Annotated in this window: 9 protein-coding genes; 3 read left to right on the forward strand and 6 right to left on the reverse strand. The window is 65.0% G+C overall.

Features of this window, described 5'->3' with window-relative positions; translation table 11 throughout:
* Positions 1-577: 577 nt before the first annotated feature.
* Positions 578-1,390 (reverse strand): class I SAM-dependent methyltransferase, encoded by an 813-nt coding sequence (locus OE647_RS18270; RefSeq protein WP_263723199.1) that lies wholly within the window; start codon positions 1,388-1,390, stop codon positions 578-580.
* Between the two features lie 119 nt (positions 1,391-1,509).
* Entirely contained in the window at positions 1,510-1,728 is a 219-nt protein-coding gene (locus OE647_RS18275; protein ID WP_263723200.1) for a hypothetical protein, read from the reverse strand.
* A gap of 136 nt (positions 1,729-1,864) precedes the next feature.
* Here OE647_RS18275 and OE647_RS18280 point away from each other — a divergent pair, with 136 nt between their 5' ends.
* Together OE647_RS18280 and OE647_RS18285 are read left to right on the forward strand one after the other, a co-directional pair.
* Complete coding sequence (locus OE647_RS18280; RefSeq protein ID WP_263723201.1) at positions 1,865-3,043, forward strand: alpha/beta hydrolase; 1,179 nt, start codon at positions 1,865-1,867, stop codon at positions 3,041-3,043.
* A 229-nt stretch (positions 3,044-3,272) separates the two neighbouring features.
* Positions 3,273-4,676 (forward strand): efflux transporter outer membrane subunit, encoded by a 1,404-nt coding sequence (locus tag OE647_RS18285; protein WP_263723202.1) that lies wholly within the window; start codon positions 3,273-3,275, stop codon positions 4,674-4,676.
* 1 nt (position 4,677) lies between these two features.
* Here the strand turns inward: OE647_RS18285 and OE647_RS18290 are convergent, their stop codons facing one another.
* From OE647_RS18290 to OE647_RS18300, 3 genes are all read right to left on the reverse strand, one after another.
* Positions 4,678-6,078, reverse strand: a complete 1,401-nt coding sequence (locus OE647_RS18290) for an HlyD family type I secretion periplasmic adaptor subunit (RefSeq protein WP_263723203.1) — start codon at positions 6,076-6,078, stop codon at positions 4,678-4,680.
* A gap of 10 nt (positions 6,079-6,088) precedes the next feature.
* Complete coding sequence (locus tag OE647_RS18295; protein ID WP_263723204.1) at positions 6,089-7,822, reverse strand: type I secretion system permease/ATPase; 1,734 nt, start codon at positions 7,820-7,822, stop codon at positions 6,089-6,091.
* Positions 7,823-7,903: 81 nt separating this feature from the next.
* Positions 7,904-8,611, reverse strand: a complete 708-nt coding sequence (locus OE647_RS18300; RefSeq protein WP_263723205.1) for a SapC family protein — start codon at positions 8,609-8,611, stop codon at positions 7,904-7,906.
* 131 nt (positions 8,612-8,742) lie between these two features.
* Between OE647_RS18300 and OE647_RS18305 the strand changes: the two genes are divergently transcribed.
* Positions 8,743-9,903 carry a tetratricopeptide repeat protein gene (locus OE647_RS18305; RefSeq protein WP_263723206.1) on the forward strand — a complete coding sequence of 387 codons (1,161 nt, stop codon included), beginning with the start codon at positions 8,743-8,745 and terminating at the stop codon, positions 9,901-9,903.
* A 33-nt stretch (positions 9,904-9,936) separates the two neighbouring features.
* On the opposite strand, the gene OE647_RS18310 is transcribed toward OE647_RS18305, so the two are convergent.
* Positions 9,937-12,232 (reverse strand): DUF11 domain-containing protein (locus OE647_RS18310; RefSeq protein WP_263723207.1); only part of this gene is annotated, 2,296 nt, incomplete at its 5' end.

The raw sequence follows: 12,232 nt of genomic DNA on the forward strand, positions 1-12,232 counted from the left end.
TCACCTGCCCGGCCCGTTCGGGCGACCCCGCGGGGGGTCGCGCTCTGTTGGCGACGATAACATAAGCGGCTGGCCCTGCATTGAAATCCGTAGGACTACTGAGGTTTCTGGCAGGCCCCCGTGAAACCGCGCGGTGGTCCGAGCCGTCCGGGGACGCGTTCAAGGTTCGTGACGACCTCTCCCGGTCAGAATCCCGGCGCGGGCCTTCGAGGCGCGCCGCGCCCGGGTCTGCCCATGCTTGCCGGGCCGGATCAGCATGCCATCGGGGTCCTCCAGAAGCGCCCCTTGAAGGAGCCGAGCGCGCAAACGTGCTTCATCCCGCAGGTGATAGCGACATTGCTGCCCCCGAAAGTGTAGCAGAGCTTTCCCCATGTCACGGTCTCTGCGAGACCGCAGGCGCGGCGAAGGTTGCGCAGCCTTCGACGCTCATCCCAAAACATCCGCATGTCCAGCAGATCCTGCACGTCGCGATCTTGAGCCACGGTCGAGGCTTTCCGGCCCTATCCTTGACCTGACAACATCCCGGGCAAATGACGTCTTGCGTCATGCGCCGACCCGCATATGGCCCGTCCTGAGACTACGTCACAGTGCAGGTGAAGATTGTCGACTCCAGCGGCATGGTCATGTCGGTCGGACCAAACCTGGCCTCAAGCGCCTCAAGGACGGCGCCGGCGACGGTCTCCGGATCGACGTTGCCGCGGGCCCGGATCTCGTCGATCAGCGGGTTGCCGAAGACGAGTCCCCTGGCGAAAGCCTCGGCATCCACGATCTTCTTCCTGAGCCGGATCGTCTCATGCCTGACATCCTGCCATCCCCCGGCCCTCAGGTCCGCACGCACCACCTCCGGGTCGCCATAGTGAAACGGAACCTTATAGAAACCCGGCGGGTTTTCGGGAAAGAAGCGGGCCGGAACCTCATAGGCGATTTGCGAATACGGGTTTTCCTGCATGCGGCTGAAGGCGTTGAACACGTAGCGTCCCCCGGGCTTCAGGACGCGGCGCGCTTCGCGGAAAGAGGCGGGTTTGTCGGGGAAGAACATCACCCCGAACTGGCAGACCATCAGGTCGAAGGTCGCATCGTCGAACTGCAGGTCCATCGCATTCGCGACCTGGAAGCTGACGTTCTCTCCTTCCGTGAACTTGCGCCGGGCAACCTCAAGCATCGGCGCGTTGAGGTCGCTCACCAGAAGCGGCACGGCGGGGTCCAGCCTGTCGCGCAGCTTCCGGCTGACGATGCCCGTCCCGGCCGCAAGTTCGAGGACGTTCGTCGCCCTGCCCTCGCATGCCGCATCGGTCAACCTGTCCGCGAAATCCACGAAGATGTTCGGGCCGAGCCCACGGTCGTAATGCCCGGGAATGTCCCCGATGAACTTGGCCGAATTGTCCGACATGCTGGTGATCCCCGAAGCGCGAGACAAAGGCATCGGCTCACGGTAGCACGAATGGCCGCCGTTCTCAATTTGGCGCGGCCAGTGCAAAGCGCGCGCCGTCGATTGTCGGCCTGCGCGGATCAGGGTCCGGACGGTGCGTCGATCCGGCCACGAACCTTCGCCACCGGGTGGCGCGGCGGCTGCGCGAAGACCGCCGCGACAAAGGCCAGGAACGCCGCGCGACGGGCTGCGCGACGGGCGGCACGAATGGCACGGAGCGCCGCGCGCTCATGCGCGGTCGGGGCGGTGAGGGCGGCGGGGGGGTGCTTCATAAGGTCGGTGTTGAAGGGGGCCATCATGGCTTTTCTCCTTGGCTGATGGGACCAGAATGCCCCGCCCGGGGCCGTTCCGCTTGAGGACAAGCCTTGGAAACCCCTGTGATCTGCCTTGGATTTTGCTGGGGACGCCAAGCCAAATCTTGGTAGAGTTCATGCCATGGAGCATCGTTTCGCCAACTGCATCCTCGACGACGCGCGGATGACCTTGACGCGGGGCGGCGCGCCCGTGGCGCTGGAGCCGCGCGTCTTCGACCTGATCCACCTTCTGGTGCGCAATGCCGGGGATCTCGTCACCCGCGACCGGCTGATCGATGAGGTCTGGCAGGGCCGCATCGTGTCGGAAAGCGCGATTTCGGCCTGCATCGCCGCCGCGCGCCGGGCATTGGGCGACGACGGAAAGGCGCAGGCGGTGATCCGCACCGTGGCACGGCGCGGGCTGATGCTGGTGGCCGAAGTCGCTTCATCAGCGCCAGAGCCATCCCTTTCCGAACCACCCGCCATCGTTCAGCGCGTGCGCCACCTTTCCGGAAATCACGGTGAAAGCATCGTCTATGCGGTCAACGGCACCGGGCCGCCGCTCTTGCGCGTCGATGCCCCGGCCTGGGACATCGAGGCGGAGTGGAACGCCCACTACTGGCGTGATGCGACGGAAGCCCTGGCGCAGTTCTATCGTGTGGCGCGCTTTACCCGGCGTGACTTCGGGAAAGGGCGCGACGGGGCGCCGAGGATCGACTACGACGCAATGGCGGAAGAGCTTGCGCTTGTGGCCGATGCCGTGGGATTTGACCGCTTCGCGATGTTTTCACAGTCGGGCGGCGTCCATGCCGCATTGCGCTTTGCGGCGCGCTACCCGGCCCGTGTCAGCCGGCTGGTGATCGCTGGTGGCTATGTCGAGGGCCGGTCACGCCGCAGCGGGACGGAGGTGGCGGACGACGCCTTTCGTCATCTCGTGGCCGAAGGCTGGCGTGCGGAGGCCGAGGGGATCGGCGCCGCCTTCATGCTTGCCTATCTCCCCGAGGGGCCGCTGGAGGCCATCATGGCCGCGGCCCGCAATTTCCAGGATTCGGTCTCGAAGGAAACCGAACTGGCGCTCAGGGATGCGATCAACACGGTGGACAACGGTCCGCTCTTGTCTCAGATCCGATGCCCGACGCTCATCGTCCACGCCCGTCATGACGCCGTGCACCCGCTTTCGGAGGCCCGCAAGCTTGCAGCCGGGATCGCGGACGCGGAACTGCTTGTCCTCGACACGGCCAACCATCTGCCATTGCCCGGAAACCCTTCGTGGGACGTGTTCCTCTCGGCCTTTCGCGATTTCCTTGGAACCTCGCCCTGACCGAGTGTCACAGCAGTCGCGAACCGGCATGAAGAACGGGTCGGGGTCCGGTCGGCCTGTGGCCCTCGCCTCGGCGCAAGACAACAAAAAAGTGTATTCTGGCCACAGTTTCCCGCACATTTCCCGCCAAGCTATCGAGACGATCATGTCGATGCTACTCTGCCCACAACGGCAGCCCTGCCGGAAAAGAGCGGGGCGCCCCGAGGCAGAGTAATGGCAGGCAACACCGATGGCGCGATTCCAACGGAACTTCCCCATATTGCTGATCTCCTCCTGTCTGGCGTTGTCGGCCTGTTCGAATGGCCAGGCCCAACGTCTGGCAACGCTGAACTTGCCGTTTCTGACACCGGTCAGCGCCATTCCAGCCCCCGATCTGTCCCACGACGCCTGGTGGACGGGGTTCCGTGATCCTGTGCTGGACGATCTGATCCGGCGCGGCTTGCAGCAGAACCTGAGTATCCGCGAAGCGCGCGAAAGGGTGATCGCAGCCGATGCGATTGCCCGAAGCGCTGGCACGGTCGTGTCGGGCGATGCGAATGCGGGCCTGACGCGCGCCGATCAGGCGGGCGATGCCCCGGTAAACGAACGGCGGTTTGACCTTGGCGCGTCCTGGCTTCTTGATTTCTTCGGCCGTGCGCGCTCTGAACGCGAAAACAGCCGGCAGTCGGCGGAGGCCCGTCGCGCGGATGCCGACAATGCCGCGCTCGCCTTCCTGGGCCAACTCGCGACGGCCTATATCGACCTGCGCTTCTATGAGACGGGTATCCGGCTCAAGACCCGCGACCTTGCCTCGCGCCGCAAGACGCTGGAGCAGACCGAAGCGCTTGTCCGGCTAGGCAACGCCACCGAGCTTGACCTTGCGCAGGCCCGCGCGCTTCTGAACACCACGCAGTCGGAAATCCCGGTGCTGGAGGCCCGGGCGCGCGCCCAGCAGAACCGGATCGCGACGTTGCTGGCCGTCCCGGCGGGGACGCTCTCCCTTGTCGCAGCGGGCGAGCAGCCGGCGCCGCGTGGCGGCATCCCCGCATCAATCACGGCGAATCTGGTGCGCGGCCGTCCGGATGTGCGCAGCGCCGAGCACAGCTATGCCGCCGCCGTCGCCCGCATCGGCGTGGCGGAGGCGGAGCTTTACCCCTCTATCCGACTGGGCGGCAGCATCACCGCCAGCAACAGCGCGGGCGTCGATACGAGCGGCTGGAGCTTCGGCCCCACCCTGACGGTCCCGATCTTCAACCGCGGCCGCCTTTACGCCAATGTCGATGCTGCGGAATCCGGGGCCAGAGAGGCGCATCTGGCCTGGCAGCGCACCGTTCTCGAAGGGGTGAACGACGTCCAAAGCGCGCTCTACGCGCTTCAGAAATACAACGCGGCGGCGGGCGCGGCTGCCGGTGCAGTCGACCAGTACACGAAATCGCTCGATCTGTCGCGAACACTGGCGGAACGCGGCAATATCACCACGCTCGACCTGATCGACGCCGAACGCCAGATTTCCGATGCGCGGGAGACCCTTTCCGAGGCGCGACGCCAGGTGGCGCTGCAATATGTGCTGCTCAACGTGGCGCTCGGGGCTGGTTTTGCGGCCGGGCAGCCTCCTGCGATGGCGTCGGCGGTCGGCGAAGGGCCCGCGAACTGATCTAACTGTCGCGGAAGCTTTTGCGCAGGCTTTCCGCGATGGGACGCAGCAACAGATCGGCAAGCGTCGTCTCGCCCGTCAGGATCATGACATCGACCGGCATCCCCGAGACCAGATCGACCGTCCCCCCCAGCTTGTCGATTTCTTCCGGCGGCACCTCGATCTTGGCAAGGAAATAGGCCTCGCCGTTCCGCTCATCGACCAGCCGGTCGGCAGAGACGGAGCGCACCCGTCCGAAGATCTGCGGCATGAAGCGCTGGTTATAGGCGGTCAGGACCACGCGCGCGCGCATCTCGGGACGAACGGACTCGATATCGAGGGGACGCACGCGCGCATCGACGATCAACCGGGCGTCCTCGGGCACGATGTCGAGGATCGGCGCGCCCGGGCGAAGCACCCCGCCCGCCTCTGTCGTGACCTGCACATTCATCACCATTCCGCTGATCGGCGCGGACACCTGCGTCCGCGCCAGAACGTCGGCCCGCTCGGCCAACTGGTTGCGCAGCGATGCAAGCTCCCCCCGCGCCTCGGTCAACTGTCTGCTCGCCTCTTCGCGGATCTGCTGGCGGGAGGCGAGCAGCTGAAGCTCCGCCTCGGCGATCTGCTGGCCGTTGCGCGCGATCGCCGCCTTGTTCGAAGCCTGGCTGGCGTGGATATCGGCGCGCTGCCGCTTCAACTCCAACACACGCGGAAGCCGTTCGAGCCCCTGCTGATAGAGGTCGAGCGCCGCGTCCATCTCTTGCGAGATCAGGTCGAGTTGTTCGTCCTGGACCGCGATGACTTCGCTCAGGCCGAGGTTCTCCTCCTCAAGCTGCGCGACGCGGCGGCTCAGGATATCCTCCCGCGCCCGCTGGGTCTCTCGCCGATCCTGGAAAAGAGCGTCCTCGCTGGCCATCGCGATCACTCCGGTCGCATCGTCGTCGCGGACCAGGGCCGGATAATCGACCGTGTCTTTGCCAAGCTGTTCGGCGGTCAGGCGCGCCTCGGCCGACAGAAGGTAGATCTGCCGCTCGCGCAGATCCTCGTAGCGCGACAGGGCCCGCGTTTCCTCCAGCGCGATCAGGGGCTCGCCCGCGCGCACATGGTCGCCCTCGCGCACATAGATCTGGCGGATGATGCCGCCGTCGAGGTGCTGCACGGTCTTGCGCGATCCGTCCGGGCTGACAACACCGGGCGCGAGCGCCGCACTGGACAGCGGCGCGATCACGGACCAGACGCCAAATCCCCCGAAAAAGACGGCGATCACCGCGAAGCCGAACAGGCGCGGCCCCCGCGTCAGCTGCGAAAGGTCCGTCATCTCGCTATCGGGCGCCCGCCCGGTCAGGTGACGGCGCAGCAGGCGGGCCGCTGCAAAGACCGCCACCACGATCAGGCCGGCGATGAGCATGCCCCATCCGCTCACGCCAGCCCCCTCATCCATCGCTCTTGGCTCCGCCACGGCGCGACTGGAAGCGCACGGGTTCCCGGACCTCCTTCTCAGACGCGGCGGGATGGATCAGACGCTTCAGGATCTCGTCGCGCGGTCCGAACGCGGCGGAGCTGCCGTCCTTCACGATCAGGACCTTGTCGGCCCAGCGAAGCATATTGGGCTGATGCGCCACGATGATCGTCGTGATCTTGCGGTCCTTCAGCGCCTTCAACACGCCCATCAACGCGATCTCTCCGTCGCCGTCGAGATTGGAGGCCGGCTCATCCAGAACGACCAGCGCTGGCATCTGGTAAAGCGCACGCGCCAGGCCGATCCTTTGCTTCTGCCCGCCCGACAGGAGGATGCGGCCATCGCCCAGCATGGTGTCGTAGCCGTCCGGCAGCGCCAGGATCATGTCGTGTGCCTGCGCCGCCCGAGCCGCGGCGATGATCTCCTCATCCTTGCCGCCCTTCATGCGGGCGATGTTCTCCGCCACCGTGCCGGGCAACAGATCGACATGCTGCGGCAGGTAGCCGACAAAGGGGCCTCGCAGCTCACTGTCCCATTGCGATACATCGACGGAATCGAGCCGGATGGTACCGACCGATGCCTGGTAGGCCCCGGTGATCAGCTTGCAAAGCGTCGACTTGCCGGAGCCGGAGGGGCCGATGATCCCGCAGACCTCGCCCGGCTTCAGCGCGAAGCTGACCCGCTTGAGCACCGGCGTCCGGCTTTCGGGGGTGACATACCCCACCCCCTCCACCGTCAGCGCGCCACGCGGCCGCGGCAGGATCGTCGCGTCCACCTCGAACCTGTGCGAAAACAGTTCCGTCAGCCGGGCGCGCGCGGCCTTGTAGGCCGTCCAGCTGCGCCAGGACACGATCGAGCGTTCCACCGGCGCCAGCGCCCGGCCAAGGATCAGCGAGGACGCGATCATGCTCCCGGAGGTCATCTCCGCCGCGACGACGAGCGAGGCGCCGACGCCGATGATCATGATCTGAAGGCCAAGCCGGATCACCCGCGACAGGTTGTAGAGCCGCGTGTTGGTGTCGGCGAGCGCAAGCCCGTCGCTGCGCGCGCTTTTCTGCCGCTCCGCCCATCGGTTGACCACCGCCGCCTCCATGCCAAGCGCCGAGATCGTCTCCGCGTTGTCAAAGAAACTGCGGACGGCGGCATGTTCCTGCCGGACCTTTCCGGTATTCGCGATCTGTTGGCGTCGCGTCAGCACATCGTTCAGGACGGCGATCGCGAAAAGCACCACCGCGCCGATGACCGCGACCGCCCCAAGCATCGGGTGGATGATCCAGATGAGCCCGATGAAGATCGGCGTCCAGGGCGCATCGAGCCACGCCAGGATCGCATCGCCGCCAAGAAAGCCGCGCACGTCGCTGACATCACCGATCGAGGCCAGTTCGCTACCAGTCGCAAGGCGCGCGCGCATGGCGCGCTTGAGCACCTCGGGCGAAAGCTCCAACTCCACCCAAGAGCCGATCCGCGTCAGCATCTTGCGCCGCGACTGTTCGATCAGCCCGTAAACCACGGTTGCCGCGACCGCCATGGCGGAAAGCCAGATCAGCGTGTGCACCGATCCGCTGGAAAGCACCCGGTCGAAAACCTGGATCATGTAGACCGAACTGACCAGAAGCAGCAGGTTGGCAAAGAAGCTGAGCGCCAGAAGCGCCGGCAACTGCCGTTGGGCGGCCGAAATCACCCGCTGGAACTTAGTCCTGCCCTGCATCCCACCACCCAAACAGCCACCCGGTAACCATAACACAATTCCACAAGACGCCAGAAACGTTTGAAAATCCGATCCTGACGCTCAGCGCCCCGTTCCAACGGCGCGGGTCAGCCGGGCAACATTGTCGAGCGAGTGAAGGTGCAGGTAGGCAAGCTCAAGCCATCCGGCGCGATGGAAGCGCTCGACCTCGGCGGCAGGCAACTCGGCCAGCTTCTGGCGGTCGATCACCTCGAACCCGCCAAGGGTCTGATCCTTGTGGTCAGCGCCATATCGAACCACCATCCGTTGCAGCAAACCGGCCGATTTCAGCGCCCGCCCGAATTCGAGCGTCTGTAGGCTCTGGCGGTGGTATTCCTTCAGGAACGACAACGCCTGCTTGAGCTGTTCGGTCTCGCCCCCCTCTTCGTCGAAGATCCGCGGGCCTGGACCGCCGTCATCAAAGGCGGTCTCGTCGATGCAGACGACGAACTGCTGCTCCTCACCCGGCCTTGCAAGGACAAAGGGATACTGTCGAAGAAAACCGGGGATATAGCCCCCGGTCCACTCACCGTTTCCAGAAACGCAAAAATTCTCGTCGTCGCGCAGGCCCAGAATCGCCATCGGCGCGACCGCATCGCCCGTTGCAGGGCCGAAAACGATCGGGTGATCGTGCGCGACCTTGTCGAACTCAGCCGTGACGATGGGCGCTGAGTTGATCTCCCGCGCGAACCCGTAGCCGAGGGGTTGCTTCAGTGAGAACCGCGCGTGCCGCTCTTTCGACAGCGGGACGGAATTGCGGTGAAGTCGCATACCAATAACCCCACAAATGCCTTGTTTTCCTCAGTCTAGTTGAAAGATCCGGGCCCCGCCAAAGAAATTTGGCCTTTTTGCCCTGGCCCGCCATAGACTGGTCGTGAGGCTGCGATCGGTCCTGGCTGACGATGACAGAGGAAACGGAAAAGCGGGTTCTTCAGGCGATCAGCCTTGGCCGTGCGGCTGAGGCCGAAGAGATCGCGGCGGCGGCGCTTGCCCTCCATCCGCAGGCACAGTTCCTGCGCGAACTGCATGGCCGCGCGCTACATGCCCTGGGACGGAACAAGGACGCCGCCGCGGTTCTTGGCGCATTACACGGCACTCTCGAAACGAACGGCGGAAACCGGGGCGCGCTAATCCGGTGCAAGCACATGCTCGGCGTGTCGCTAAACGGGCTCGGGCGCTACGACGAGGCCGCCGCCCATCTGCGCGAGGCGATCGAGCTTGGCGGGGATCGCGACACGCTATGGGCCGCAGCCTCCAAGGCTTTCTACAACCTCGGGGAAATGGCCATAGCGCGCTATCACGGCGCCCACGCGCTCCGGTTGCGCGACAGTTCGGCCGACGCTGCGGCGAAGCGGTCCGGCGCGGTCGATCCCGCGCGACCGCGCCCGTTCGATCCGGCGGCGCGGCAACGCAACATCATTGCCTACAGCCTCTTCGGATCCAATCGCTACTACCAGGATTGCGCCATCATCAATTCCCGCATCGCCCAGGCGAGCTTCCCGGACTTCACGGCGCGCTTCTACTGCGCCGCCGATGTTCCGCGCACCGTGCTGGATGAACTTGTGCGCAACGGGGCGGAGGTCAAGCTGGTCCCCAAACAGACCGCCTCCTGGGAGGGGCTCTTCTGGCGGTTCTGGGCCTTCGACGATCCGGAGGTCAACGTCGTCCTCGTCCGCGACGTGGATTCCCCGCTGACGGCACGCGAACGGATCGCGGTCGAGGACTGGCTTTACAATTCCGACCTGCCCTTCCATGTGATGCGCGACCACATCTTCCACTGCACACCCATCATGGCCGGTCTCTGGGGCGGGTTCGCGGGCCTGCTTCCCCCGCTGACCCGCATGAGCCGCCAGTGGCTGCGCAAGTCGAACTCCCGCTACACCGATCAGGCGTTTCTAATCGAGGCCGTCTGGTCGCGGATACGCGACGCGGCGCTTGCCCACGATTCACATTATGCGCTGCGCGCCTCGCGCGATTTTCCGCCCTGGGGCCGCGTCGCACACGGCGTCCACGTCGGCTGGTCCTGGCCCTGGCGCGGCAAGCTGCGCAGGCCGCCGACCTGAGCGGCGGCGGCCTGCGGCGCGCGATCCGAACGTTCAGAGCCCGTCGAAGCTTGAAACATCCGTATCGCTGACCTCGAAATCGACGATCGCGAATTTCTGCGACCCGGTCAGGTCGAGGTCATGGGAATCGTACAAGGTGCCATCTTCATCATAAAGTTCGACGATGTAGCCCTTCAGCCCCCCTTTCGGCGTGAAGTCGACCGCCCACCAACCGTCATCGTCGGTTTCCACACCGTCCGCGACGACGTTGCCCTTGCTGTCGATGATCTTGACGTAGGCACCGGTTCCGCCGATGTCGATCCCCTCGCCGCCATCGAACCCGCCGCTGTGATCGGCGTCGTTCCAGACAAAGCCCGCGAGGCCCCCGCCCTTGCCGCCACCCTTGAAGATGTTGTCGTTGAAGACAGAGTCGGAAAAGTCGGTTTCGCTGTCTGCGCCGTCCTCGCTCAACGTCGCGTCGAACAGATACTCGGTGTTGTCGAGAATGGAATCCGGCACATAGCCGACTTTCGTCCCATCATCGAAAAGATCCGGCCCATCGACCGCGTCCTCGCCCGATTTGGACCAGCTTCCGGTTCCCTTGGTCTCGTAGTCGAGATGGATGTTGACGTAGGTCAGCCCGTCCAGGTCGTTGTTCCCGAAGTTGATGACGACATCGAACGACCCGTCCTCGTTGTAGACATATTCGATCGTGTAAAGATCGCGCGAAATCTCCTCGCCCGGAACCAGGCACAGCATCCCGTCATGGATCTCGGTCGTCACGGAATCGTAGACATGCACCGCCTGCTCAAATTCCGCGTCCGGCGATTGCAGTTCGAACCCGTCGGGAATGTGCAGTGTCAGGATGTTGTCGCCGCCTTCCTCGCTGAATTCCTCGTCATAGTCGAAGAACACGTTGTAGAAGAACTGCCCCGGGTTCGTGGCGTTCTGCGTGAACCCGCCCGACTTGCTCTGTGTGAAGAGTACGTTGAAATACTCCCCGAAGTCGCAGAGCGCGGAATTGGTAACCATCCCTGGCGGCAGTACCGTGAAGCCCGAAGTGTCGGAATCCGACACCGTGCCCTCGCAGGGGCCATCGGCCGTCACGACAACCTCGTTTTCGTAGGACAGAAGGTCATCCGGTACGACATAGGCGGGCGTTGACTCGAATTCCCACGTCTCACCCACATCGAAGACACCGTCCATGTCGGTGTCACCGACGTTGAACCCTCCGGCCTCCACCCCGATGATGCCGCCACCCGACAGGCTGAAGTCGTCCGACGTATCGGCCGCCGTGCCGTTGTCATCGACGATTTCGAGGTTCTCCAGCGTGACGTTGCCCGAATTGGTCACATAGTAACCCCAACGCACCTCGTCGCCGCCGACCACGCCCATCAGGCCGTCGCCTTCGACCCCTTCGTGGCGGGTGACTTTTTCGACCTCGATCCCGGGCTCGTAGTCGACGGGCACCGAGGCCGTGTCGCTGTCGCTCGCGCTGCCGCCGAAGCCGTCCACGAAGACCGCGGAGGCGAGGTTGTCCAGCGTTCCGTCGCAGTCGCCGCCGTTGCTGTCCAGGTCCTCCTGCGTCACCGAATGGCTCGACGTGTAGGTCCAGGTCTCGCCCACCGAGAGAACCCCGTCATCGCCCGCGTCGCTCGTCGGGTCCAGGGCCAGAACCTGGTCCGCCCCCTCCAGCGCGTCCGACACATCGCTCGCCGTCAGCGCCACGTTGCCGGTGTTCTCAACCGTCACCGTGTAGGTGATCACGTCCCCGACCTCGTCCACCGTGGCCGTGTTGTTCTCCCCGTCGCCCGGGTCCGCGTCCGTGATCGCGTAGATCTTCTCAACATCAATCGCGGGCGCCGCGCCGAAGTAATGCGCCTGGTCGCTGTCCGAGACCGTCTCCTCCTCGCATTCCGCAAGACCAGAGGCCACCGCCGTGTTCTCGTGCTGGCCCTCCTGCCAGGTCACCCCCGTCACGATCAGCGTGTCGCTCGCCCCCGGCGCCAGCGTCCCGACGTCCCAGATGTCGTCGTCATCGTCCCCGGCGCCCGCGTCGAGCGCGAAGTCGCTGTCCGAGACCGTCACATTCTCCAGCGTGATGTTGCCGCCGTTCGTCACCGTGAAGCGGAACTGGACCTCGTCGCCGTCATGCGCCACCGGACCCGTCGCGCTGTTCGCGTCATGCCAGGTCAGCCCGCCATCGACCGAGACCTCCTTCTTGACCTCGATCCCGGGCTCGTAGTCGACGGGCACCGAGGCCGTGTCGCTGTCGCTCGCGCTGCCGCCGAAGCCGTCCACGAAGACCGCGGAGGCGAGGTTGTCCAGCGTTCCGTCGCAGTCGCCGCCG

The sequence above is a fragment of the Albidovulum sediminicola genome, assembly GCF_025751575.1.
GTDB lineage: Bacteria > Pseudomonadota > Alphaproteobacteria > Rhodobacterales > Rhodobacteraceae > Albidovulum > Albidovulum sediminicola.